At 68.1% G+C, this 25,316-nt stretch carries 19 protein-coding genes; 9 read left to right on the plus strand and 10 right to left on the minus strand.

Annotated features, from left to right (window positions below):
* Positions 1 to 49 precede the first annotated feature (49 nt).
* Genes ACFY0P_RS37065 through ACFY0P_RS37075 form a run of 3 tightly spaced genes read right to left on the minus strand, consistent with a single transcriptional unit; the run spans position 50 to position 3,245 of the window.
* Positions 50 to 940 (minus strand): carbohydrate ABC transporter permease, encoded by an 891-nt coding sequence (locus tag ACFY0P_RS37065; RefSeq protein ID WP_388923526.1) that lies wholly within the window; start codon positions 938 to 940, stop codon positions 50 to 52.
* A complete protein-coding gene (locus tag ACFY0P_RS37070) occupies positions 937 to 1,914 on the minus strand; it encodes a carbohydrate ABC transporter permease (RefSeq protein ID WP_388923529.1) in 978 nt (325 codons plus the stop codon). The genes ACFY0P_RS37065 and ACFY0P_RS37070 overlap by 4 nt, the downstream gene beginning before the upstream one ends.
* A gap of 20 nt (positions 1,915 to 1,934) precedes the next feature.
* A complete protein-coding gene (locus ACFY0P_RS37075; protein WP_388923532.1) occupies positions 1,935 to 3,245 on the minus strand; it encodes an ABC transporter substrate-binding protein in 1,311 nt (436 codons plus the stop codon).
* Positions 3,246 to 3,618: 373 nt separating this feature from the next.
* On the opposite strand from ACFY0P_RS37075, the gene ACFY0P_RS37080 reads away from it, so the two are divergent.
* Positions 3,619 to 4,683, plus strand: coding sequence for a LacI family DNA-binding transcriptional regulator (locus ACFY0P_RS37080; protein ID WP_388923535.1), 1,065 nt, complete (start codon positions 3,619 to 3,621; stop codon positions 4,681 to 4,683).
* Positions 4,684 to 4,912: 229 nt separating this feature from the next.
* The gene (locus ACFY0P_RS37085; protein WP_388923538.1) at positions 4,913 to 6,970 is read left to right on the plus strand and encodes an RICIN domain-containing protein; all 2,058 of its coding nucleotides are present in this window, start codon (positions 4,913 to 4,915) and stop codon (positions 6,968 to 6,970) included.
* 119 nt (positions 6,971 to 7,089) lie between these two features.
* On the opposite strand, the gene ACFY0P_RS37090 is transcribed toward ACFY0P_RS37085, so the two are convergent.
* The 3 genes from ACFY0P_RS37090 to ACFY0P_RS37100 are packed head-to-tail and all read right to left on the minus strand — an operon-like array spanning position 7,090 to position 10,777.
* Complete coding sequence (locus ACFY0P_RS37090; RefSeq protein WP_388923541.1) at positions 7,090 to 8,043, minus strand: carbohydrate ABC transporter permease; 954 nt, start codon at positions 8,041 to 8,043, stop codon at positions 7,090 to 7,092.
* Positions 8,040 to 9,035, minus strand: coding sequence for an ABC transporter permease (locus tag ACFY0P_RS37095; protein ID WP_388923544.1), 996 nt, complete (start codon positions 9,033 to 9,035; stop codon positions 8,040 to 8,042). The genes ACFY0P_RS37090 and ACFY0P_RS37095 overlap by 4 nt, the downstream gene beginning before the upstream one ends.
* 59 nt (positions 9,036 to 9,094) lie before the next feature.
* Entirely contained in the window at positions 9,095 to 10,777 is a 1,683-nt protein-coding gene (locus tag ACFY0P_RS37100; RefSeq protein WP_388923547.1) for a Tat pathway signal sequence domain protein, read from the minus strand.
* Between the two features lie 364 nt (positions 10,778 to 11,141).
* Here ACFY0P_RS37100 and ACFY0P_RS37105 point away from each other — a divergent pair, with 364 nt between their 5' ends.
* From ACFY0P_RS37105 to ACFY0P_RS37120, 4 genes are all read left to right on the plus strand, one after another.
* A complete protein-coding gene (locus tag ACFY0P_RS37105) occupies positions 11,142 to 13,991 on the plus strand; it encodes a glycoside hydrolase family 3 C-terminal domain-containing protein (protein WP_388923550.1) in 2,850 nt (949 codons plus the stop codon).
* 55 nt (positions 13,992 to 14,046) lie between these two features.
* On the plus strand, positions 14,047 to 15,561 hold the full coding sequence (locus ACFY0P_RS37110; protein WP_388923553.1) for a glycoside hydrolase family 43 protein: 1,515 nt from the start codon (positions 14,047 to 14,049) through the stop codon (positions 15,559 to 15,561).
* 223 nt (positions 15,562 to 15,784) lie between these two features.
* Entirely contained in the window at positions 15,785 to 17,383 is a 1,599-nt protein-coding gene (locus tag ACFY0P_RS37115) for a cellulase family glycosylhydrolase (protein WP_388923556.1), read from the plus strand.
* 243 nt (positions 17,384 to 17,626) lie between these two features.
* A complete protein-coding gene (locus ACFY0P_RS37120) occupies positions 17,627 to 18,691 on the plus strand; it encodes a LacI family DNA-binding transcriptional regulator (protein ID WP_388923559.1) in 1,065 nt (354 codons plus the stop codon).
* A 316-nt stretch (positions 18,692 to 19,007) separates the two neighbouring features.
* On the opposite strand, the gene ACFY0P_RS37125 is transcribed toward ACFY0P_RS37120, so the two are convergent.
* From ACFY0P_RS37125 to ACFY0P_RS37140, 4 genes are all read right to left on the minus strand, one after another.
* Complete coding sequence (locus ACFY0P_RS37125; protein WP_388923562.1) at positions 19,008 to 19,943, minus strand: NADP-dependent oxidoreductase; 936 nt, start codon at positions 19,941 to 19,943, stop codon at positions 19,008 to 19,010.
* A gap of 24 nt (positions 19,944 to 19,967) precedes the next feature.
* Positions 19,968 to 21,554: a Na+/H+ antiporter gene (locus ACFY0P_RS37130; RefSeq protein WP_388923565.1), complete on the minus strand. Its 1,587-nt coding sequence runs from the start codon at positions 21,552 to 21,554 to the stop codon at positions 19,968 to 19,970.
* Between the two features lie 22 nt (positions 21,555 to 21,576).
* On the minus strand, positions 21,577 to 21,948 hold the full coding sequence (locus ACFY0P_RS37135; RefSeq protein WP_351421567.1) for a DUF2255 family protein: 372 nt from the start codon (positions 21,946 to 21,948) through the stop codon (positions 21,577 to 21,579).
* A gap of 89 nt (positions 21,949 to 22,037) precedes the next feature.
* The gene (locus tag ACFY0P_RS37140) at positions 22,038 to 23,054 is read right to left on the minus strand and encodes a zinc-dependent alcohol dehydrogenase family protein (RefSeq protein WP_388923568.1); all 1,017 of its coding nucleotides are present in this window, start codon (positions 23,052 to 23,054) and stop codon (positions 22,038 to 22,040) included.
* Positions 23,055 to 23,289: 235 nt separating this feature from the next.
* Between ACFY0P_RS37140 and ACFY0P_RS37145 the strand changes: the two genes are divergently transcribed.
* The 3 genes from ACFY0P_RS37145 to ACFY0P_RS37155 all read left to right on the plus strand — a co-directional run bounded on the left by ACFY0P_RS37145 (position 23,290) and on the right by ACFY0P_RS37155 (position 25,314).
* Positions 23,290 to 24,147 carry a helix-turn-helix domain-containing protein gene (locus ACFY0P_RS37145; protein ID WP_388923571.1) on the plus strand — a complete coding sequence of 286 codons (858 nt, stop codon included), beginning with the start codon at positions 23,290 to 23,292 and terminating at the stop codon, positions 24,145 to 24,147.
* Between the two features lie 132 nt (positions 24,148 to 24,279).
* Positions 24,280 to 24,879 (plus strand): flavodoxin family protein, encoded by a 600-nt coding sequence (locus ACFY0P_RS37150; RefSeq protein ID WP_367324557.1) that lies wholly within the window; start codon positions 24,280 to 24,282, stop codon positions 24,877 to 24,879.
* Positions 24,880 to 24,924: 45 nt separating this feature from the next.
* Entirely contained in the window at positions 24,925 to 25,314 is a 390-nt protein-coding gene (locus tag ACFY0P_RS37155; RefSeq protein ID WP_388842435.1) for a nuclear transport factor 2 family protein, read from the plus strand.
* Positions 25,315 to 25,316: the final 2 nt, after the last annotated feature.

Genomic DNA, 25,316 nt, shown 5'->3' on the forward strand with positions numbered 1-25,316 from the left:
GTGGGTGCTCCGGGAGATGTGTAGGGGAGGAGTGGCAAGTGCGGGTGTTTCAGCCCTTGTTGGCGCCGAGGGTGAGTCCGCTGACGAACTGGCGCTGCAGCACGAAGTAGACGATCAGGGTGGGGATCGCGGTCAACAACGCACCCGCGGCGACCAGGTTGGGGTCGGTGAAGTACTGGCCGGAGAGGTTGTTCAGGGCGGAGGTGATCGGCATGTTCTCGCCGGTGGAGATCAGCACGATGGCCCAGAAGAAGTCGTTGTAGATCCAGATCGAGAGCAGGGTGGCCAGGGCCGCCATCGCCGGCTTGCACAGCGGCAGCACGATCTGCCAGTACATCCGCCACACGGAGGCGCCGTCGACGAGGGCGGCCTCGGTGAGCTCGTGCGGCAGCATCCGCATGTAGTTGGACAGTACGAAGGCGCAGAACCCGGACTGGAAGGCCACATGGATGAGGACCAGGCCGAGGGCGGAGTCGTACAGCTTGCCGCTCATGGTGATGCCGGGCAGGTCGATGAGCAGGTACAGGCGGTACAGCGGGGTGATGATGACCTGCTGCGGCAGCAGGTTGCCGGCCGTGAAGACGAGCAGCAGGAAGATGTTGAGGCGGAAGTCGAAGCGGCTGACGTAGAACGCGACCATCGACGACAGCAGCAGCGTGATCAGCACGGCCGGGACCGCGATGATCAGCGTGTTGCCGAAGTAGTGCATCATGTCCGACTGCTCGAACGCGTTCTTGAAGTTGTCGAAGTTCAGCGTGTCCGGCCAGGACACGTAGCCCTTGTTGCTGGTCTCCGAGTACGGGCGCAGGGCCGCGAAGACGGCCCACAGCAGCGGGGCCAGCCAGGCCAGCGAGGTGACCACCAGGAAGGTGTGCAGCAGAACCCGGGCGGGCCGGACGGGGGTGCGCTGCTTGCCGAGCGCCGCGGCGTTGGTGCTCATGCGCGCCGCTCCTTCCGGAAGGTCGCGATCAGGTACGGGATGATGACCGCGAGGGAGATGACCAGCAGGACGACCGCGATCGCGGAGCCGTAACCGATCCGGCTGGACTCGCCGATGATGTTGTTGGTGATCAGGATCGACAGCAACTCGGTGCCCTGGGCGCCCTTGTTGAAGACGAACACCAGGTCGAAGGCGCGCAGCGCCTCGATGATGGTGACCACCAGCACGACGGTGTTGGTCGGCCGCAGGGTGGGGAAGATGACGTTCTTGAACGTCTGCCACTCGTTCGCGCCGTCCAGCGAGGAGGCCTCGCGCAGGGACGGGTCGACGCCCTTGAGGCCGGCCAGGTACAGGATCATCATGTAGCCGGTGTGCCGCCAGGACGCGGCGATCAGCACCGCCCACAGGTTCAGGTGCGGGTTGCCGATCCAGTCGATGTAGTGGCCGGGCTTGTTGGCCCCGATGAGGCTGTTGATCAGGCCGGTGTCGGGGTTGTAGACCAGCTGCCAGACGAACCCGGTCACGGCCAGCGAGACCACGACCGGCAGGAAGAACGCGGTCTGGTAGACCCGGGAGAAGCGGATCTTCTTGTCCAGCTGGACGGCCAGGAACAGGCCCATCGGCGTCGGGATCAGGATGAGCACGACGAACCAGATGATGTTGTGCTCTACGGCCGGCCAGAACTGCGGGTTGTCGGTGAACAACTGCTTGAAGTTGTCCAGGCCGACCCACTTGATCGAGTCGAAGCCGATGCCGTCCCAGGAGGTGAAGGCCAGGGCGATGGAGGCGAGGGCGGTGACCCAGACGAGGGCCACGTGCAGGACCGTGGGCACGCCCGCCATGAAGGCGAGCGTGATGCGGTCACGGCGGGTCAGCAGGCGCTTGTGCCCCTGCGGAACCCGCTTCTTGGTGGATTCGGTGCCGGGAGACGGCACGGCGGCCGCCTCCCGGGTCTTCGTGGCGTCGATGGACATGATGCTGGGAGAACCCCCGACTACGAGGACGCGAAGATCGTCTTCTTCTGGCGCTCGATCGAGGACAGCAGGCCGTCGACCCCCTTGGGGTCGCGGACGAACTTCTGCAGCGCGGGCTGCATCACCGTCGAGGTGAAGTCCGGCCGACTGTCGCGGTCCATGAACTGCGTGAGGCTCTTGGCACCGGAGATCATCTCGAAAGCCTTCTTCTGAAGCGTCGAGTAGGTGGAGGTGTCGGCCTTGCTGGAGGCGGCCACCACGCTCGGGTCGGCCTTGAGGTAGATCGCCTCGGCCTCCGGAGTGCCCAGGAACTCCAGCAGTTTCACCACGCCGTCGTGGTTCTTCGGGCTCTTGCTGACCATGAAGCCGTCGGTGGGGGCCTCGACGGTGTCCTGGCCGTACGCGGAGTTGATCTCCGGGAAGGCGAAGAAGTCGAGGTCGTCCAGGTCGGCCTTGTTGGTGAACTGCTGCGCCACGAAGGAGCCGAGGAGGTACATGCCGGCCTTCTTGGACACCAGGGTCTGGGCGGCGTCCTGCCAGGTGCGGCCGAGGGAACCGTCCTGGTGGTAGGGCAGCAGCTCGGCCCAGTGGTCGAAGGCGGCCTTGACCTTCGCGTCGGTCCAGGAGACCTTGCCCGCCATCAGCTCGACGTGGAAGTCGTAGCCGTTGGTACGGAAGTTGATCTGGTCGAAGGTGCCCATCGCGGGCCAGGCGTCCTTGTCGCCGAAGGCGATCGGGACCAGGCCGTCCTTCTTCATCTGCTTGCACAGGGCGACGAGTTGGTCCCAGGTGGTGGGGACGGTGTAGCCGTGCTGCTGGAAGACGCTCTTGCGGTAGAAGAGCGCCCAGGGGTACGTCGTGATCGGCACGAAGTAGTACTTGCCGTCCGCGCCCTTGGACAGCTTCTTCATCGCGTCGGGGAAGTTGTCCCCGATTTTTGCCCACACGTCGTCGATGGCGGTGGTCAGGCCCTTGGCCGCGAAGAACTGCATCCGGTAGCCCGCGAACCAGTTGAACACGTCATCCGGAGTGCCCTGCAGGTAGGAGTTGATCTGCTCCTGGAACGTGTTGTGGTCCTTGGTGTTCACGTCGACCGTGATCCCGGACTGCTTCTTGAACGCCGCGTAGATCTCGGCGAACGCCTTCTTGGGGACGGCGTCGGACGCGTTGGAGCCGAGGGTGACGGTCTTCGGGTCGGACGCGGCACCGCTGCCGCCGCACGCGGACAGCACCGGTATGCCGGCACCGAGCAGAGCGGCCCCACCGAGTCCGCGCAGCACGGCGCGGCGGCTGGTACCAGGCAGGGGTTGACCAGGGGATGAAAGGCGCATTTCGGCTCCTGAGGGGCTGTCATGGCCCGGGCGTGGCGCGTTGGCTCAAGGGGGCATGACGGGAAGCGGTCGACGATACGACCAGAAACAAACGCGATCGGACAGATCCGATCGGTCGACGCGTCGAAGAGTGAACTTTCCGGGGACCCGCTGTCAAGGCTCTGCAGGGAACGTGGTGAGCGGACCGCTCCTTTCGCGGCTTTGCGGCCTGTCGGCGGAAGAAATGCTGCGCGGGCTCTTGACGCGTGACCATCCGGCTGTCTAGATATGACCGCGCGGTCAGTGACCGCGCGGTCATATAGCTGACCTCGCCTGATGCAGGTACCAGGCGGCGGGGTGGCAGGCGACAGGCATACGGCCAACAGGAGCTTTCATGACATCAGCGGCAGGGCGCAGCGCGGGTTCTCCCGCACCGCGCAGCGCGGACGTGGCCCGCGTGGCCGGCGTTTCGCGCAAGACGGTGTCACGGGTCCTCAACAACGAGCCGTATGTGTCCGACGAGGTCCGGCAACGCGTCCTCGAAGCCGCCGACGAACTCGGATACCGGCTGAACCACGCGGCCAGGGCGCTCGCCTCGGGGCGGAATCGCTCCATCGGCGTCGTCGCCCTGGGGACGGCCGGGTACGGAACCGCCATGCTCCTCGTGGGCATCGAGAAGGCCGTGCGCGACGCCGGGTACGCGCTGCGTGTGGTCAATACGCCCGACGGGGACCCCGAAGGCATTGCCGGCGCGGTGATGTCCCTCCTGGAACAGGGAGTTGACGGGATCGTCGTCTCCGAGCCCGTCGTGGAAGGAGAGGTCTCCGTCCGCATCGACGTGCCGGTCCTGTTCCTGGGCGCTCCGCCGTCCTTCCCCTCCGCCCGGACCCTGACTGTGGGCGTCGGCGCCCATGCGCTGGCACGGGCGGCCACCGATCATCTGCTGGACCTGGGACACACGACCGTTCACCACCTCGCCGGACCCGGTCGCTGGTACGCGTCCACGGACCGTATCGACGGCTGGCGGGCGGCGTTGGCCGCACGGGGGGCACAGGAACCGCCAGTGATCCGGGGTGACTGGTCACCCGAATCCGGTTACGCGGCAGGCTGCGCGCTGGCCGCGGACACCTCGGTGACGGCGGTGTTCGTGGCGGGTGACGAGATGGCCATCGGCCTGATCCATGCCCTGCGGGAAGCCGGCCGGCGTGTGCCGGAGGACATCAGCGTCATCGGTTTCGACGGCAACCCCGTCTTCGCCTACGTCACTCCTCCCCTGACCACCGTGCGTCAGCCCTTCGACGCTGCGGCAGGAGAGGGCATCAAACTCCTCGTGCACGCCATCGAAAAGCCGGAGACCGAGCTGCCTGCGGCGGGCGAGCCACCGGTCGACCTCGTCGTCCGCGGCTCGACCGCACCTCCGCCGTCCCACCAGGACCAGACGGAACTTCGCACCACCTGATCACCTGCCCCGGCCGTTGCAGGCGTAGGCCGCACGCCCGAGCACCAACCTCCGCCGCCCGACGGCCGTCTCATCGTGGCGCCTGTCGGATGCCCCTCGTCATCGCGGCGTCAGCCGGCACGGTCATGCCGGCTCACGCCGCCCACCGACTCCGCCGTTCCCGTCCGGACCGATCCGGGGTGCGGCGGGTGCCAGAGAACATCCCCTTCCCTTCCTCTGAGAGCCGCACATGTTCCCTGCCCGAACAGGCGCCAGACCCGGCGCCGCTCCGCGTTCCCGTCCCCTCTCCCTCCTGTCGACGGTCTTCGCCCTGCTGGCCGTGGTGGCGACGCTGGTTCTGCCGGCCGCCGGGCGGGCGGATGCCCTGGCGCGTCCGTCGCAGACGATGTACACCCCGCCCTCGAACGCGCCCTCGCCCGGTTCGTTCTATCCGCGGGCGCTGCGTCTGGAGCACAACGGCTCGGCCAACGGCACGATTCTGTCGACGTTCGAGCAGTACACCTCCGGCACCCCGGTCTTCCCGATCTACCGCAGCACCGACAACGGCAACTCCTGGACGAAGCTCTCGGACGTCACCGACACCCAGAACGGCTGGGGCATGCGCTGGGAGCCCCAGCTGTTCGAACTGCCCACCGCGATGGGCGACTTCCCCGCCGGGACCATCCTGGCCGCCGGTGACTCCGTGCCCAGTGACCGGTCGGCGTCCAAGATCGACCTCTACGCCAGCACCGACCGCGGCCAGACCTGGAGCTTCGTCACCAACATCGCCACCGGCGGCCCGGCGTTCTCCACCAACGGTTACACGCCGGTGTGGGAGCCGTTCTTCCTCATGAACGGCAACCGGCTCATCGTCTACTACTCCGACCAGCGCGACACCGCCCACGGCCAGAAGATCGTGCACCAGGTCTCCACGGACGTGCGCACCTGGGGTGCGGTCGTGGACGACGTGGCGATGCCGAACTACGCGGACCGCCCCGGCATGCCGGTGGTCACCCAACTGCCCAACGGCAACTACGTGATGACCCACGAGTACTGCGGCGCGCCGGAGGGCGGCTGCTCCGTGTACTACCACATCTCCGCTGACCCCGAGGCGTTCGCCTCCGCCCCCGGCCAGGTGCTGCGGGCGACCGACGGCACCATCCCCAGCGGCGCGCCGTACATCACCTGGCTGCCCACCGGCGGCCCGAACGGCACCCTCGTCGTCAGCGGCGACACCCAGGACGACCTGTTCGTCAACACCCAGAACGGCGCTGCCGGCGCCTGGACCCGGATCCGCTCCAACGTCGCCGGCGGTTACAGCCGCGGCATGCTGCCGCTGCCCGACGGCCACAGTCTGCTGGTGCTCAGCGGGGGACGCGCGCGAAGCACCGGCGTCAACCCGGTGACCTACAGCACCATCGATCTGGGCGGCGGTGTCTCGGACGGCGCGACCTACACCGTGTCGAACGCCAACAGCAATCTGCAGCTCGCCATCGCGGGCGGCTCCACCGCCAACGGCACCTACGCCACCCAGCAGAACGCAGACAACGCCACCGACCAGCAGTGGCGCTTCGTGCAGCAGTCCTCCGGCTACTTCAAGATCTTCAACGTCGCCACGGGCAAGGTCCTGGGCGTGGAGAACCAGTCCACGGCCAACGGTGCCAAGATCCTTCAGTGGGACGACAACGGCACCCTCGATCACGAATGGGCCGTCGCCCCCAACCCTGCGGGCGGCTACACACTCACGAACCGCATCACCGGCAAGTACCTCGAGATCCCGAATGCCTCCACCGCCACCGGCACCACCGCCGGCCAGTGGAGCGGCACCGGTTGCGCCTGCCAGCGCTGGAACCTCACCCAGACTGCGCTGCCCCCGTTGGGCACCGGGCAGTACGTCCTCGTCAACAAGAACAGCGGAAAGTACCTCGACATCCCCAAGGACTCCACCTCCACCGGTACGGCCGCCGACCAGTGGCAGAACTCGGCCTGCTTCTGCCAGCTGTTCACCTTCCAGTCGGCGGGCGGCGGAGCCTGGACCATCAAGGGCGTCAGCAGCAACCTCAACCTCGACATCGGCAGCGGCTCCACCGCCGCGGGAGCCGCCGTCGTGCAGAACACGCCCTCCACCGCCGGCTCACAGAAGTGGACCCTCACCGACGCGGGCAACGGCTACTACAAGCTCAAGAACGTCAACAGCGGCCTCGCCGTCGGCGTCGCCCAGTCCTCCACCGCCAATGGCGCAGCCGTCATCCAGTGGAACGACCTGAACGTCGACGACCAGCTCTGGAAGATCGTCCGCATCAACTGAGCGGACGTCGCGTAAAGCCTCGTCCGTATCAAGAAGGGCCTCCTGACAACTCGGGATCGCGATGCGCACCGAGTGTCAGGAGGTCGTGGTGCGGACTCGGATTGCGGCTGCTCAGCGGGTCAGCCCTTGATGGCCCCAGTGAGTACGCCGGTCTTGAAGTGCTTCTGCATGAAGGGATACACAAGCAGGATCGGGATCAGCGTCAGCACCACCACGGCCATCTGCAGTGACTGGGGCGCTGTTTGCGCGTGGATACCGCCGAAGCCGTTGTTGACCGATCCGGGCATGGTCAGGCCGTAATTGACGTACTGCAGGAGTACGTACTGCAGTGGCCACTTGGCGCTGTCGGTCGGCATGTAGAGCATCACGTTGAAGAACGCGTTCCAGTAGCCGACGGCGTAGAAGAGGGCCACGACCGCGGTGACCGCGCGGGAGGTGGGCAGCACCACCGACCAGAGGATGCGCCATTCGCTGCACCCGTCCATCCGTGCCGCGTCGATGAGGTCTGCGGCGGTGCCGGAGTAGAAGGAGCGCAGCACCAGGATGTTGAAGACGGAGACGGCGCTGGGCAGGATCAGCGCCCAGTACTGGCCGTAGCCGCCGAGGCCGGTGACGACGAGGTAGGTGGGGATCAGTCCGCCGCTGACGAACATGGTGACGATCAGCACCATCAGGATGCTGCGGTGGCCGAGAGAGCGGGACCGGGAGAGTCCGTAGGCGCACATCACCGAGACCACCATGGACAGCACCGTGCCGATGACCGTGATGCAGAGGCTGACCAGGACGGCGCGGGTGACGGGGCCGTCGGTGAGCATCTGCCGGTAGGCGCCGAGAGTGAATCCGTCGGGCCAGAGCACCAGTCCGCCGGCGCGGTTGATGGCGCCGGGGGTGGAGAAGCTCGTGAGCACGACGATGTAGAGCGGCACCAGTACGGCGGCGAGGACCAGGAGGAGGACGCCGCCCTTGAGGGTCTGTCCGGCGACGGTGGGCTTCTCCTCCCAGACGGCACGGCGGCGGTGGCGGTCGGGCCGGAGGGCGGAGGCGGTGTGCGTCTGCGTCAGCGTCTGGCTCATTTGCGGTACAACCCGTCCTCACCGAAGGTATGCGCGATCTTGTTGGCGCCCCAGATCAGGAGCAGCGAGATCGCGCTCTTGAACAGTCCGGCCGCAGCGCCGTAGCTGTAGTTGTTGGTGGCGATGCCGTAGTAGAAGGAGAAGGTGTCCAGCACATCAGCGGTGTCGTGGCCGACCGCGTTGCGCTGGATCAGGAACTGCTCGAAGCCGACGGACAGGGCGTTCCCCAGGCGCAGCACGAGCATCAGGACGATGACGCCGCGCATGCCGGGCAGGGTGATGTGCCATGTCCGGCGCAGGCGGCCCGCGCCGTCGACGGCAGCGGCCTCGTAGAGGTTCTGGTCGATGGCGGCGAGAGCGGCGAGGAAGACGATGATGCCCCAGCCGGCCTCCTTCCACACGGCCTGGGAGGTGACCAGCAGCGCGAAGGTGTGCGGGTTGGTCATGATGTTCCAGGTGCCCAGGTCGTGCTGGGCAAGGAAGTGGTTGAGCACTCCGGCGCCGCCGAGCATCTGCTGGAAGATGGTGATGGCCAATACCCAGGAGAAGAAGTGGGGCAGGTAGACCACGGACTGGATGAAGTTCCGCAGACGTTCGCTGAGCACCGTGTTGAGCAGCAGCGCCAGCCCGATCGGCACGGGGAAGAAGAGAATCAGCTGGACGAAGCTGAGCCAGAGAGTGTTGCGCAGTGCTTCCCAGAACAGCGGGTCGTTGAAGAGCTGCCGGAACTGGTCGAGGCCGGCCCAGTCGCTGTGGACCACCCCGACCAGCGGGTCGTAGTACTCGAAGGCGGTGACGAGGCCGAACAGCGGGGCGTAGTTGAAGACCAGCAGCAGCGCGACCGCCGGCAGGGTCATGATGATCAGCGACTTGTCGCGGCGCAGCTGCACCCGCAGGCTCATGCGGTTCGCTGGGGAAGCGGACTTCTCGCCGCCCTCGACCGTTGCCGACGTGGATTCCTTCTTCGCCTTGGTGGTGATCGTGCCGGCCACCGTTCCTCCTTGCTGTGCGGCGGCCGCTGCTACGCGGCCCGCCCGCACGCCGTCGTCTGCTACTGGCCGGTGCCGAACTTCTCCAGTACCGCGGTCTGATACCAGTTGGTCAGCTGGTCGCCGCCGCTGGACTTCCAGGACGCGATGGCGGCCTGGACGTCGGAGACCTTCTTGATGCCGTGGTAGCAGTCCTTGACGGCGTCCTCGACGGCCTGCGCGGTGTCGGCGGTGGCAAAGCGCTTGGGCACGGTGATGTTCATGTTCCAGAACACCGGCTTGTAGACGTACTTCACGGTCCGGGCCTGCCAGGCGGTGTAGTCCTTCGTCACCTGGTTGGCACCCGGGTTGCTGACGACCTGCGGAGCGGAGGCCAGGAAGTTGAACGTCTGCTGCTGTGCGGTCTTCTTGCCCTCGTCGGTGTAGGCGGGGATGCCGTTCACCATGGTGTAGTGGACACCCTCGACGCCGTAGACGACCTTCGTGTACTCGGCTGAACCGAAGGGCGCGGCAAGGTAGTTGGCGACCGACAGCAGCTCCTCGATCTGTTCGCCCCTGAGCTTGGCGTTGAGGTAGCTCATGATGCTGGTGGAGGGGCCGAGGAAGGTCTGAGGCTTGGATTTGCCGTCGGCGGAGATGATGTCGAAAGCTCCACGGCGGTAGTTCTTGTTCGCGGCGACGCCGGACTGGTGGTCCGCCAGGTTCCACGCGCCGGTGCCGCCGCCTTCGATCAAGGACTTTCCGGCATAGAACCGGGAGAGGCCGTTGTTGGTGTCGCCCGCCCGCGCATTCGGGTGCATGTAACCGGCCTTGGCGAGCCGGTAGTGCCAGTTCAGGGCTTCCAGGAACTCGGGCATGTCGTACTTGTGTACGAGCTTGTCCTTGTTGATGGTGAACTTGTAGGGAAGCCCCCACGCTTGGTACAGGTAGGTCCACACGTCGTCGAAGGCCCACACGCCGCGCTTGGCGTCGGTGAACTCCTTGCCCAGGTTCCACAGGTCGTCGGCGGACTTGACCTGGTCCGCGGTGACGCCCTTCGCCCCCAGTATGTCCGCGCGGAAGTAGACCGCCCCGGCCACGGCCATGCCGCCGGCGAAGGAGGGGATGCCGTAGATCTTGTCCTCCCAGGCGGCGGCCTGCCAGGCGCCGGTGGGAATCGCGGCCAGGTTCGGGTACTTCTTGATCTTGTCGCCGGACAGGTACGGGGTGAGGTCCGCCAGCTGATTACCCACCAGCTCACTGACATTGAAGGTGGCGTTCCACCAGGCGGGCAGCTGGACCCAGTCCGGCAGCTTCTTGGACGCGGTCATCGTCGGGACGATGGTCGCGTAGTCGTTGCCGTTGGCCGGCTTCATGGTCAGGTCGATGCCGAGGGCCTTGTTCATGGCCTGGTAGTAGGAGTTGTTCGGCGCAGGCAAGGTCCCCCAGATCGGTGTCACCGCGGTGTAGCTGCCGCCCTTGCCGGGGGTTCCCTGAACCGTTGTCACGGGGTGAGCCGGGTAGGACAGGAAGCCCGGGCTGGTGAACGCTCCGTCGGCTCCGGTGATCGACGGAATGTCCGGCTTCACCGAGGTGCTGGCCTGGTAGTCGGGAAGCGCCCCGGCGAGCCCTGACTTGGAGTTGGTTCCCCCCTTCGAGCTGGAGGAGCCGCTTCCGCACGCGGACAGCAAGGGGGACATGGCGGCGGCCCCGGCGACGGCGACGGCGCCGTTCACGAAGGCTCTGCGGTTCATTGCGATGCTCATGGTGGGCGGTCCTTCGCCTTTGAGGTTCTGTGACGAACGTCGTGCGGGAGGGCTGCGCAGGAGCCGCCTGGCTTCGGCGCAGGAGGCGTGAGCGGCTTCGATGGCGTCGAAACGCAGCGCGGATCGTGTCCGCTGTCGAAGCGCTTCGACATTGCCGAGAGGTTAAGCGCGGCTTGCGGTACCAGGCAAGGGCTGTGCCAGAAACTTGAGCGCCGTTTTTCGTGCGAAGTTTCTTGGAAACTTTCTCTTGACACGCAAGTGCCCCCATGTCAGCGTCGAAGCGCTTCAACACGGCCCCGAGACGCTGCGACCCGGCCGTACGGCGCCGTCCCCCTGCCCCGCACTCTGCAAGGGACTTTCACCTGTGAGTACCGCTGCCGTCTCCGCCACGCTGCCCTTCCGCGACCCGGGGCTCCCGCTGGCCGAACGCATCGAAGACCTGCTCCACCGGCTCACGCCGGAGGAACGCGTCGCGATGCTGCACCAATACGCGCCCGCCGTTCCTCGCCTGGGCGTCGCCGAGTTCCGTACCGGCACCGAGACCCTGCACGGAGTGGCCTGGCTGGGCGAGGCCACCACCTTCCCGCAGGCCGTCGGTCTGGGCGCGACCTGGGACGAGGACCTGGTCCGAGAGGTCGCCGAGGCGATCTCCGTCGAGCAGCGCGCCTTCCACCACCACCGTCCCCCGGTCGTCGGCACCGGCCGCAACAGCCTCCAGGGCTGGGCCCCCGTGGTGAACCTGCTGCGCGACCCGCGCTGGGGCCGCAACGAGGAGGGCTACTCCGAGGACGCCCTCATCTCCGCCCGGCTCGGCGCCGCCTTCTGCCGCGGCATGTCCGGCGACGACCCGGACCACTTGCGCACCGCGCCGGTCCTCAAGCACTTCCTCGCCTACAACAACGAGGACGACCGCTGCACCACCTCCTCCGGCCTGCGGCCCCGGGTCCTGCACGAGTACGACCTCGCCGCCTTCCGGCTCGCCATCGCCACCGGCGCGGCCACCGGCGTGATGGCGGCCTACAACCTGGTCAACGGCCGTCCCTGCCACGTCAGTCCGCTCCTCGAGCAGCAGCTGAGGGAGTGGGCGAAGCCCACCGGCCACGAACTCTTCGTGGTCAGCGACGCCGACGCCCCTTCGAACCTGGTGGACCCGGAGCACTACTTCGACGACCACGCCGAGTCGCACGCCGCCGCGCTGAAGGCCGGCATCGACAGCTTCACCGACCACTTCGAGGACAGCGCCCCCACCTTCGGCCGGATCAGCGCCGCCCTGAAGCGCGGCCTGCTGTCGATGGCCGACGTGGACCAGGCCGTGCGCCGTCAGCTGTCTGTACGCTTCCGGCTCGGCGAGTTCGACCCCGAGCAGGACCCGTACGCGGGTATCGGCTGGGATGCCGTCAACTCCCCGGCCCACCAGGCGCTCGCGCTGCGCGCGGCCACCGAGTCGGTCGTGCTGCTCAAGAACACCGGAGTACTGCCCCTCGCCGCGGACCGACGCGTGGCTGTGGTCGGACCGCTCGCCCACACCCTGTTCGAGGACTGGTACAGCGGCAGCCACCCCTACCGGGTCACCGTCGCCGAGGGCCTCGGCGTGGAGGGCGTCGAAGGCGTCGACCGGATCGTGCTCCGTACCCCCGACGGCCGCGCCCTCACCGCCGTAGGCCCTGAGGGTCGGCTGGCCGTGACAGACGCCCAGGACACCGACCCCGCCGTCCAGTGGGACCTCTTCGACTGGGACCTGGGTGTGCTCACCCTGCGCTCCGCCGCCACTGGTCGCTATGCCTCGCTGCGCGACGAGGACCAGCGAGTTGCCGCCGACCGGGACCAGCCCGGTGAGTGGGAGGTCCACGAAACTTTCCGCCTCGAATCCGCCGAGGACGGCGCGGAGCTCCTCTTCAACATCTGCAACAGCCGTTACGCCCAGGCCGACCCGGACACCGGCGTCCTCACCATGACCGCCGAAACCCCCGAGCAGGCCGCCCGGTTCACCCGGACCGTGGTGCGCGACGGCGTCGCCGAGGCCGTCGCGGCCGCGCGGACCGCCGACACCATCGTCGTGGTGGTCGGCAACGACCCGCACATCAACGGCAAGGAGACCACGGACCGGGCCGGTCTGCGGCTGCCGCCCCAGCAGGACCGGCTCCTGCGCGAGATCGCCGCGGTCCACGACGACACCGTGCTGGTCGTCATGTCCAGTTACCCCTACGCGCTGGACTGGGCCGACGAGCACGTGCCCGCGATGCTGTGGATCTCGCATGCCGGCCAGGAGACCGGCCGGGCCCTGGCCAGCGTGCTGCGCGGCGAGGCCGACCCGGCCGGCCGCCTCCCGCAGACCTGGTACCGGGGCGACGACCAGCTGCCCGGCCGCCTGGACTACGACATCATCAAGGCCGGCTGGACATACCAGTACCACCGCGCCGCCCCGCTCTACGCCTTCGGCCACGGCCTCTCCTACACCAGCTTCGACTACACCCAACTCGCCGTGGAACAGGAAGGGTTGGGTCAGGACGGTGAGATCCGGGTCCGGGTCTCGCTGCGCAACGCCGGGCCGCGCGCGGGCACGGAGACCGTGCAGCTCTACGCCCGCGCCCTGGACGCCCGCTACCAGGCTCCGCGGCTGAAACTCGTCGGCTTCCGCAAGGCGCGCCTGGCAGCGGGCCAGACAGCGGAGCTGGAGTTCCGGCTGCCGGTCGTCGAGGCGCTGTCCCACTGGGACGTGGTCACCGGTGCTTTCACCGTGGACCCCGGCCGCTACGAACTGGTGCTCGCCCGCTCGGCGGCGGCTCCCGCCCTGACCGCGCAGCTGACCGTCACCGGCCCCGCCCCGCGGTCACGCCGAGCGCTCGAAGGCCCGCTGCGCGCGGTCGACTTCGACGACTACGAGGACCTCGCCCTGGTCGACGCCACCCGCGAGGACGGCGACGCGGTGGCCCCGGCCGGCGCGACCGCGACGCTGCTCTTCCGCCAGGTGGACCTGAGCGGCGCGGGCCGGCTCGCGGTCGAGGTGTCCCGGACGGGGGAGGGGGACGCCGCCGTTCTCGAACTACACGTGGGGGAGCGCAGGTTGGCGTCGCTGGAGGTGCCGGCCACCGGTGACCGCTACGTCTGGACCACCGTCACCGCTCCTCTGGCCGAGCAGCTGGAGGGCGTTCACGACCTGCGGATCGTCCTCACCGGCGAACAGCGGCTGCGCACGCTGACCTTCGCGCCCTGAACCGCCGTTGCAGATCCATCGAACCACAGACCAAGAACCGAAGGGACCTGACGAGGTGTACGACGAGAACGCGACGGCATCCGCCACCAATCCGGTGATCCCGGGTTTCCACCCCGACCCCAGCGTCTGCCGTGTCGGCGAGGACTACTACCTCGCCTGTTCGAGCTTCGAGTACTTCCCAGGCATCCCCCTCTTCCACAGTCGGGACCTGGTGCACTGGACCCTGATAGGCAATGCCCTGGACCGGCCCAGCCAGCTCCGGCTGCCCCGGGAGACCCCCTCCTCCGGTGGTCTCTACGCGCCCACCCTGCGCCATCACGACGGACGGTTCTGGCTGATCGTCACCAATGTCGCCCCCGGTGAGGGGAACCTGGTGGTCAGCGCGACCGACCCCGCCGGCCCCTGGACCGACCCGGTCCGCCTGCCGGGCGTCCCCGGCATCGACCCCGACCTCGCCTGGGACGAGGAAGGAAACTGCTGGTGCACCATCTCCGGAGTCGCCCAGGTCCGTATCGACCCGAGCACAGGCGAGACCTTCGGTGAGCCGCAGCCGGTGTGGTCCGGCACCCCGGGTGCCGCCGCCCCGGAGGCCCCGCACCTGTACCGGATCGGCGACTACTGGTACCTGATGATCGCCGAGGGCGGCACCGAGCGCGGCCACGGTGTTTCCATCGCCCGCGGTACTTCCCCCAATGGCCCCTTCGAGCCCTGCCCGGCCAACCCGATCCTGACCCACCGCAGTACCAACCGGCCGATCCAGAACACCGGCCACGCCGATCTCGTCCAGGCCGCGGAGGGCTCCTGGTGGATGGTGCTCCTGGGCGTCCGCCCGCAGGGCGGCACCCCCGGGTGGCACGTCCTGGGCCGGGAGACCTTCCTGGCCCCCGTCTCCTGGGTCGACGGCTGGCCCGTCGTCGGTGAGGTCAACCCCGAACTCCCGGAGATGCCCTGGCCGTTGGTGCCGACCGCGGTGCCGGACGAGCGCGACGACTTCGACTCGAACGAGCTGCGGCCCTCCTGGATCTCGCTGCACGACCGCCCGGCCGAGCACTACACCACCAAGGAGCGCTCCAGTTGGCTGACCCTTCGCGCCCGCGGGACCTCCATGGACGAGCCCGACGTCATCTTCCTCGGGCGGCGCCAGCAGCACCTCGGCTTTGAGGCGCGGACCCTCGTCGACTGCTCCGAGGGCGCCGGGGGCCTGGCCGTCCGCCTGGACGACCGGCACCACTACGCCATCGAGGCGGCACCCGAGGGCACCGTCCGGGTGATCGCCCGCGTCGGGTCGCTGCGCTCCGTGGCGGCGCAACTTCCGCTGCCCGCAGGTCCCGTCGTGCTCACCGTGCGCACCGGCAAGGCACCCGAGCCCCACGACTCGCGTACCGGCCCCGACTCCCTGGTCTTCGGCATCGAGGCACCCGACGGGACGACGACGGACGTGGCCTCGCTGGACGGCCGCTATCTCTCGACCGAGGTCGCCGGAGGCTTCACCGGCCGGGTCGTCGGCCTGTACGCCGTCGATGGCGCCGTGCACTTCGACTGGTTCGACTACACCCCTGCTCACCACTGACGAGGAGTTCCGATCCACACCTCGCACGACCACCCGCCCGCACAGAAGGGACCGTACCTTGTACCGGACACAACGCCTCACGAGACGTGGGCATGAGAACAACGGCCGAAGCCGCAGACCGCTCCGCCGTTGCGTCGGCCTGTTGCTCGCGCTCGTGGCCGCGACCCATCTCGCCTGGGGTGGTGCAGCCTTCGCCGCCTCACAAACGCCCCAGGCGTCCGCCGTGCCCTCTGACCGCATGGCCGCCGTCAAGGCCATGCAGCCCAGCTGGAACCTCGGCAACACCCTGGACGCCATCCCGGACGAGACGTCCTGGGGCAACCCGCCGATCACCAAGGCCCTGCTCGACACCGTCAAGGCCCAGGGTTTCCGCAGCGTCCGCATCCCCGTCACCTGGAGCGGCCACCAGTCGTCGACGGCGCCGTACACCATCGACCCCACCTTCATGAACCGTGTCAAGCAGGTCGTCGACTGGGCCATCGCCGACGGCCTCTATGTGGACCTCAACGTCCACCACGACTCGTGGGAGTGGATCGCCGACATGCCCTCCGACCACGACGGAGTGCTGGCGCGGTTCGACGCCACCTGGACCCAGATCGCCACCGCCTTCCGGGACGAGCCGCGCCTCCTGCTGTTCGAGAGCGTCAACGAGCCGCAGTTCAACAACGCCACCGACGCCCAGAAGCAACAGCTGCTGGACGAACTCAACACCTCGTTCCACCGCATCGTCCGCGCCTCCGGCGGCGGCAACACCAACAGGCTGCTGCTCCTGCCCACCGTGTACGCCACGCCCAGCAAGTCGCTGATGGAAGACCTCGCCGCCGAGATGGCCTCGCTCAAGGACGACAACCTCGTCGCAACCGTGCACTACTACGGCTTCTGGCCCTTCAGCGTCAACATCGCCGGCTACACCCGCTTCGACGCCACCTCACAGCAGGACATGACGCAGGCCTTCACGCAGATGCACGACATCTTCGTCGCCAAGGGCATCCCGGTGTACCTGGGCGAGTTCGGTCTCCTCAACTACCCGGACTTCCACCACCCGGCCATGATCGAGCGCGGCGAGGGGTTCAAGTACTTCGAGCAACTGGGTTACGAGGCCCGGGTCAACGGGATCACCACCGCGCTGTGGGACGCCTTCAACTACCTCAACAGGGACACACTGCAGTGGCGTGATCCCGAGCTGATCAACCGGATCAGGTCCGCCTGGACCACGCGTTCCGGGACCGCCTCCAGCGACACCGTGTACCTGCCCAAGTCGGGCGCCATCGGCGCGCAGACGCTCACACTGAACCTGAACGGAACATCCTTCCGCGGTGTGTGGCAGGAGGACCGGAAGCTCGCCCCCGGCCGCGACTACACCGTCTCCGGCGACCAGGTCACCCTCACCGCCGCCGCCCTCACCCGCCTCGCCGGGGATCGCGCCTACGGGGTGGACTCGACCATCCAATTCCGCTTCTCCTGCGGCCTGCCCTGGCCTGTCCACATCCGCACCTACGACACCCCCGTGCTCTCGAACGCGTCGGGCACGAGCAGCGGCCTGGTCATCCCCACGGCCTTCCGGGGTGACCAACTAGCCACCATGGAAGCGAAGTACGCGGACGGGTCCAATGCCGGCACCGCCACCTGGACCTCGTACCAGCAGTTCAACACGACGTTCTCCCCGGACTACCCCGGTGGGGCTATCGACCTCACCTCGGACTTCCTGGGCAGCCTCACCGACGGCACGCCGGTCGCCCTCACCTTCCACTTCTGGAGCGGTACCACCGTGACGTACCAGGTCACCCGCTCCGGCACCACGGTGACGGGAGCGAGCACCTGACCTGTGGTCCTCGACCCGAGGAACCACCCGGCCCGGGAACGGTGGCGACGCACCGTGACCGGGCTGATTGCCTCACGCCACGAAACATAAAGCGCCTCGATTCAAGAATGAGAAACACAGGGAGCCGTCGCTCGCCAGCCTGAAGTGCCATAATGAATCTCGCGACAACGACAACGTAAAGTGCTGGGCATTCCCTCCGTGAATCTGGATGCGATCGTTCGGCGGCAGCGAGGGTAGGCGAGCGTGGCGGACAACGGGTCGGACGTGTCGACGGAGCACGCCCCGGGCACCCCGGACGAACCGCAGGGGCCGGTCACCATCGCGTACATCGCCGAGACTGCCGGAGTCTCGATCCCCACTGTTTCGAAGGTGCTCAACGGCAGGACAGGCGTCTCCAGCGACACCCGAGCCCGCGTCGAGGAGCTGATCAACCGCTACGGCTACAAGAAGCCGCCGGGCAGCCGCAACACCACCATGGAGCTGGTGTTCCGCGAACTGAAGAGCCTGTGGGCGGTCGAGATCATCCGTGGCGTCGAGCGAGTGGCCAGCAAGAACCGGGTCGGGGTGATGGTCTCCGAGTTCGGGCTCCATGACGCACCCACCCGGACCGTGGAGGACATGGTGGGCCGCCGGCCGCACTGCGTGCTGTCCGTGGCCCAGCTGTCCGACGATGAGCGCGAGCAACTCAGCGCCAAGGGCATCCCCTTCGTCGTCTTCGACCCGACGGAGGAACCCCCCGACGACGTGCCCTTCGTCGGCGCCACCAACTGGCGTGGTGGCCAGTCGGCAACCCGGCACCTGATCGACCTCGGGCACCGCCACATAGCGATGATCGGCGGCCCCCGGGATGTCTCCTGCTTCCGTGCGCGGCAGGCCGGTTACACATCCGCCCTGGAGGCAGCAGACCTGCCCACCGATCCCGGCCTGGTGCTCCATGCACCGCTCACCAGCGAAGGCGGAAGCGAAGCCGCGCGTGAACTGCTGATGCGGAGCGAGCGACCCACCGCCATTTTCGCCTCGAACGACCTGCAGGCACTGGGCGTCTACCAGGCCGCCCGCGAACTGGGACTGACCATTCCCGACGACCTCAGCGTCGTGGGTTTCGACGACCTCCCTGTCGTGGCGTGGGTGGATCCACCGCTGACGACGGTTCACCAGCCGCTGACGGAGATGGCGGCGGCAGCCACCGAACTCGCGCTCTCTCTCGGCCGCGGCGAGAGGCCGGCGCAGATCGGCGTGGAAATCGCCACCACGCTTACCGTGCGCGGCAGCACAGCCGCACCCGCGAAGAAGCGGAAGAAAGTCTGACGGCTGCCGAGGCCCGCTTGCCGCACGCTCTCAGGCCGCAACCCCTTTCACGCCCCATGGCACTGGGGGCGTGACGCCGAGCGGCAGGGCCCACCTGCACCCTGGCGGCAACCGGCCTGTCGAGCATGGCCTCGCCTCCGGCTTCAGTCCACGAGCCTTGGCAGAGTCGCCGCTGTGTGCCGACGGCCACTGGAATGGTCCGTTCAACAGCCAGTTCTGGATCATCGGTGCTGGTTCTGACCCGCGGATGCACCGCCGTGCTGAAGCCGTCCGAGGACGCGTCTTTGTCGGTGCTGCGGGTGGCCTTCGACCTCACTCAGAAGGTGAGGACCAGCCGCCCCCGGTGGCCACCGGCCTCCAGCAGCCGGTGTGCTTCGACGGCTTCGTCGGCAGGCAGGGTCCGAGCGACGCGCGGGGTGAGCCGGCCCTCCTCCGCCAGCCGGCGGAGGCGGCCGAGCTGGGCGCGTGCGCGGGCGTACTGCGGCACGAACGTGAACTGGACCTCGATACCGCGTTCACCGGGCACCTGGGTACCACCGACCGACGACGCCAACCGGCCGCCGTCGCGCACCGCACCGATGGCGAGGCCCGCGACACCCGCCGTGTCGACGAGTCCGTCGACACCGGTGGGCACTTCCTTGCGCACCAGCTCCGGGAACTCGGTACCGCGAGGCAGGACCACGTCGGCGCCGAGGGCCTTCACCAGCTGCTCGTCCTTCGGCGCCGCGTCGGCGATCACTCGGTATCCGCCCGCTTTGGCCAGTTGGACGGCGTAGCCGCCGACCGCGCCGGCCGCTCCGGTGACCGCCACGGTGGCGCCTGCAGGAAGTTCCAACAGGTCCAGGGCCATACGGGCCGTCAGTCCGTTCATCGGCAGCGTGGCGGCCTCGGCGGCTGTCACGCCCGCCGGCACACGGACCACCGACTCGGCGGGCACGACGAGGTGCTCGGCATAGGCCCCGTGCGTTCCGGACACGACCGCGACGGCCATGACATCGTCGCCGACGGTGAGATCGGTGTCGGTTCCCTCGCCGATCTGCTCGATGACGCCGGCCGCGTCCATCCCGGGGACGTAGGGCGGTTCGGCGTCGGAGACGAAGGCAATTCCTCGGCGCACCAGCGTGTCGACGGGGTTGACCGTCGCCGCGTGTACGCGGATCCGTATCTCGCCCGGCCCGGCGTGGGGGACCGGAAGGTCCAGGACCCGCAGTACCTCGGGCCCGCCGAATTCAGTCAGTCCTATGGCCTTCATGGAAGGTCCTTCCTCAGGTATGGGTCATTCGACCGCCGCGCCTCCCGACAGGCGCACCTCTTCGCTGTCGAGGGCGGCCTGCAGACGGCGCAGTACGGTGTCGTCGATCCGGCGCTCGTCGCGGAGCCGGACGACGGTGGCGCGTTTGTGCGCGATGAGGGCGAGGCGCAGTGCGAGGTAGTCCTGGTGCTGGAGCTGTGCCGGGTCGTCGGTGGCACCCGCACTCCTGGCCCGTACCGACGCCAAGTGCGCCTCGTACTCCTGCCGCAGCCACTCGACGATCTTCGGTTCGGACCGCAGATCGGTGGCGAGTTGGGGCATCGCCTTGATCGCCTCTTCTATGGCGGCGGTCTCGGCGAGGTCGTGTTCCTCGTCGACCGACGTGTCCGGCGGCAGCTTCGCCCAGCGCACTGCAACCGGCAGCAGCAGTCCCTGACCCACCAGCGTCACGAGGATGACGCCGGAGGTGACGAAGACGATGAAGCTGCGGTCGGGGAACGGCTCGCCCGAGTCGAGGGTCTGCGGCACCGAGAGCACCATCGCGAGCGAGACCGCGCCCCGGAAGCCGGCCAGCCCGTTGACGACGCGGGTCCGGTGACCGACGCGGAGCATGCGTTGCTGGGGGCGGCGGTCGAGCGCGCGGACCAGGTAGGTGGAGGCGTACAGGAACGCGAAGCGCACGGCGACGAGCACCACGCAGATGGCACCCACCGCGATCAGCGCGTCCCGGAGATCGGCGCGGCCCAGGTCGCGGACCGCGTACTGCAGTTCCACCCCCACCAGGACGAACAGCGCACCGTTGATGATGAAGGTGGCCAGCGGCCAGAACGCCAGTGCCTGCGTGCGGTGTTCGGCCTGGATGATGCGCGGGGCGACCTGGGACATGATCAGACCGCTGACGACCACCGCGAGGACACCGGAAGCCTCGACCAGTTCGGCCAGCAGATACGCGGTGAAGGGCGCCAGGATCATGACCAGGTTGCCCAGCAGCGGATCGGTCAGGCGGCGCCGCAGGTTCATGTTGACCCACGCGACCGCCACGCCGACCAGGGCTCCGCCGCCGTAGGCGAGCAGGAACAGCCCGCCGACGTGCGGCATGCTCAGGTGTTCCTCGCCGACCGTGATGCCGACGGCGAGACCGTAGACGACCAGGGCCGTACCGTCGTTGACCAGGCTCTCCGCGCGCAGGATGGTGACCTGACGGCGCGGCAGGGCGCGGGCGAGGACGCCGACCGCGGTCGCGTCGGTGGGCGCCATGGCCGCGCCGAGCACCCAGGCCGGCCCCCACGGCAGCCCGAGGGCGTGCCCGGTTGCGGCGACGGCCCAGGCGGTGAGGATGACGAGGACGGTGCTCAGCTGCAGGATGCCGCGCAGGTTGGTGCGGATCTCCCGCAGGGAGGTGGTCAGGCTCTCCCAGTACAGCAACACCGGAAGGAAGAGCAACAGCACTACCTCCGGTGGCAGTTGCGCCTCCCGCACTGCCGGGACGAATCCCAGCAGCACACCCGTCAAGAGCAGGACGACGGGCGGGGCGATGCCGAGGCGCTGTCCCACGACGTTGCCCACCAGCACGGCCACGCCCAGGACCACGACGAGTTCAAGACCGAGCATGGTGGTTCTTGTCTCCTGTAGGTCAGCGCGGTACGAGCTTCAGGGTCGTGTCCCGCGAGGCCACCATGGGATCGATGTAACTCGCGCCGTAGCGGCCGTACTTGGTGCGGTAGGCGGTGTCGATACGGTCGTTGACGCCGGGGTCGGTGACCTCGACGAGGGTGACGGCCTTGTCGACGCCGCCGGAGCGGATACGGCCCTCGTGGCTGGCCCGGGCCGCCCGGTACCAGGCGCCGGCGCTGCCGCGGAAGGAGCGGACGTAGAGGTCGTCGCCGTCTCGGACGACCCAGATCGGCACGGGTGTGCGCGGCTTTCCGTCGCTGCGCGAAGGGGCCATCTGAAGTTCCTCGGCGTGCTCGATCCGGGTCAGCTCGTCGTTCGTCCAGGTCGTCATGGGCTTGCCTCCTTTACGACCATGCGGCGGGGTGTGCCCTCGTGGGCGTGAGCGCGGCCGGCGCAGCTCACGCCCACGAGGCGACCGGGTCAGGGCTTGAGGAGGGCCTTGATGGCGCGGCGCTCGTCCATCGCCTTGTAGCCCTCGGCGACCTGCTCCAGCGGCAGCGTGAGGTCGAAGACCTTGCCCGGGTTGATGTGGCCGGACAGCACGCGGTCGATCAGGTCGGGCAGGAAGCGGCGCACGGGCGCCGGGCCGCCGCGCAGGCCGACCTGGGAGAAGAACAGCTCCTGGCCGTCGACGGCCACCTCGTGGGGGACGCCGACGAAGCCGACGTTGCCTCCCGGGCGGGCGGAGTGCAGGGCCTGGCTCATGGACTGGGAGGTGCCGACACACTCCAGGACCGAGTCGGCGCCGATGCCGCCGGTGAGGTCCTTGATGCGGGCGATGCCGTCTTCGCCGCGTTCGCTGACGATGTCGGTGGCGCCGAACTCCAGGGCGAGCTTCTGACGGGATTCATGCCGGGACATGGCGATGATCCGCTCCGCGCCGAGCTCCTTCGCGGCGATGACACCGCACAGGCCGACGGCTCCGTCGCCGACCACGACGGCCGTCGAGCCGGGCTTGACCTCGGCGGCGAGGGCCGCGTACCAGCCGGTGCCCATCACGTCGGACACGGCCAGCAGGCTCGGCACCAACTCGCCGGAGGGGTGCTCGTCGGTGGCGACCAGGGTGCCGTGGGCGTTGGGAATGCGCACGTACTCGGCCTGGCAGGTGCCCATGAACTCGCGGTTCAGACAGGAGGACTGCCAGCCCTTCTGGCAGTTCGCGCAGGTGTTGTCCGACGTGGCGAAGGAGCCGACCACGAACTGGCCGGGCTTGACGTTGCCGACCTCGCTGCCGACTTCCTCGACGATGCCGACGTACTCGTGCCCCATCGGGTGCGGGTCGCCGACCGGCTCCAGGCCGCGGTACGGCCACAGGTCCGAGCCGCACACACAGGTGGCGACCGTGCGGATGATCGCGTCCGTCGGGTTGACGATCTTGGGCTCGTGGGCGTCCTCCACCCGGATGTCACCGGGGGCGTGGATCACGGTTGCGCGCATGTCTTTTCTCCTGAAGCGTTTCTCGGGCAGCGGTGTCACCCGGACGTGCCGGATTCGTCGACGATGGCCATAAGGGTTTAAAGAAGCGCCGACGGCCTGTGAAAACAATTGCCGTTCTCCGACTCTGTCACCGCCCGCAGGACCCGTACAGAGGAGAATTCCACCCCGGGAGAGATGTATCCAGGGATAAAACCTTCCTACCCAGCCGAGTGGCGGACAGCGCAGACTGGCCAGTATGAACAGCAGTGCGCACCGTAAGGAGCTGGGCCAATTCCTGAAAGCCCGCCGGGCCGAGCTCAGCCCCCGCACGGTCGGTCTGCCCGAAACCGACCGGCGCCGGCGTGTGGCCGGCCTGCGCCGGGACGAGGTGGCCATGCTGGCCGCCATCAGCACCAATTACTACACCCGCCTGGAGCAGGGTCGCATGACCCCCTCCACGTCCGTGCTGTCCGAGCTCGTCCGGGTCCTGCACCTGAGTGACGCACAGCGGGACCAGCTGTTCGAGCTGGCCGGAAAGGGGGCCGGTCGCGCGCGGCGGCGGGCCCCGCAGAAGGCGCACCCGCGGCTGCGTTCCGTGCTGAACGAGCTCAGCGTGGCCCCCGGCATGATCCTGGGCCGGCACCTGGACATCCTGGCGTGGAACCCGACGGCCGCCGCCTTGTTCGGCACCGATTTCGCGAAGACCCCCCAGCAGCAGCGCAACTACGTCCGGCAGCTCTTCACCGACCCGGCCATGAGAACGCTGTACGCCGACTGGGAGGACTCCGCCCGCAACGCCGTGGCCGTGCTGCGGCAGCAGGCCGCGGTCTGTCCCGACGACAGGAGACTGGCCGACCTCGTCGGCGAGCTGTCGGTGCAGGACGACCAGTTCCGCCAGTGGTGGGGAGGCCGCCCTGTGGTGCCCCGGGCCGGCGGCACCAAGGTGTTCAACCACCCGGTCGCCGGTGAACTCTCCCTCACCTGGGACGCCCTCACCTGCGTGGCCGACCCCGATCAGCAGCTGATCATCTGGAGCGCCGAACCCGAATCACGTACGTACGAGGGCCTACGCTTCCTTTCCTCCTGGACGGCGACCCCCGCCATGAATTCGTAAAATCGGCAGGAGATTCCCGGCGTAAAGCCAGGGACAAATCCTTCCTACCTTCGCTGTTGAATTCCGTGCCATGCTTCCAGAGCACGATTCATGCAATCCCTTTCGAGATCCTTTTCGAGGAGCAATACCCCCATGTCCTCCACCTCCCGCCCCACGGTCGCCGTCGCATTCCACTCCGGCTACGGCCACACCGCCGTCATAGCCGAGGCCGTGGCGCGCGGTGCCGCGGAAGCCGGTGCCGAGGTGATCTCCATCCCCGTGGACACGATCACCGACGAACAGTGGGCGCAGCTGGACGCCGCCGACGCCATCATCTTCGGTGCCCCCACCTACATGGGCACCGCCTCCGCCGCCTTCCACACCTTCGCCGAGGCGAGCAGCAAGCGCTGGTTCACCCAGACCTGGGTCGACAAGATCGCCGCCGGTTTCACCAACTCCGGTGCCAAGAACGGCGACAAGTCCTCGACCCTGGGCTACTTCTTCACCATGGCCGCCCAGCACGGCATGCACTGGGTCAGCCTGGGCGTGCAGCCGGGCTGGGCCTCCACCGAGGGCAGCGAGAACGACATCAACCGTCTGGGCTACTTCGTCGGTGCCGGCGCCCAGACCCCGACCGATGCTGGTCCGGAGGCCGTCCACAAGTCGGACATCGCCACCGCTGAGGGCCTCGGCGCCCGCGTCGCGCAGCAGACCGCGTTCTTCCGCGCCGGCCGCGCCGCCCTCGCCGCCTGAACCCAAGCACCTCACCCGCAGCCTGACCCGTAAAGGAGCAGCACCATGTCCGACTCCCCGAACCTCGCTCTCGTCCGCCGTCTCTACGACTCCGGCATGGCCCCGGACGTGGTCGCCGAGGTCATCGACCCCGACATCGTCTGGGACATCACCCCCGGCTTCCCCTACGGCGGCGTCTACAAGACCTGGGCGAGCGCCGGAGCCGACTTCTTCGGCCGCCTCGCGCCCAGCTTCACCTCCTTCGGCGCGGTGGCCGAGGAGTTCTACGGCTCTGGCGAGCACGTGTTCGTCCGCGGCCACTACCACGCCGTGTCCAAGTCCGGCGAGGAGTCGGACGCCCGCTTCATCCACCTGTGGACGGTCGGCGACGGCAAGCTCACCCACCTGATCCAGGCCGCCGACAGCCACGTCGTCCAGCAGGCCGCGAACAACTGACC

The organism is Streptomyces sp. NPDC001714 (genome assembly GCF_042892755.1).
In the GTDB taxonomy this organism is placed as follows: domain Bacteria; phylum Actinomycetota; class Actinomycetes; order Streptomycetales; family Streptomycetaceae; genus Streptomyces.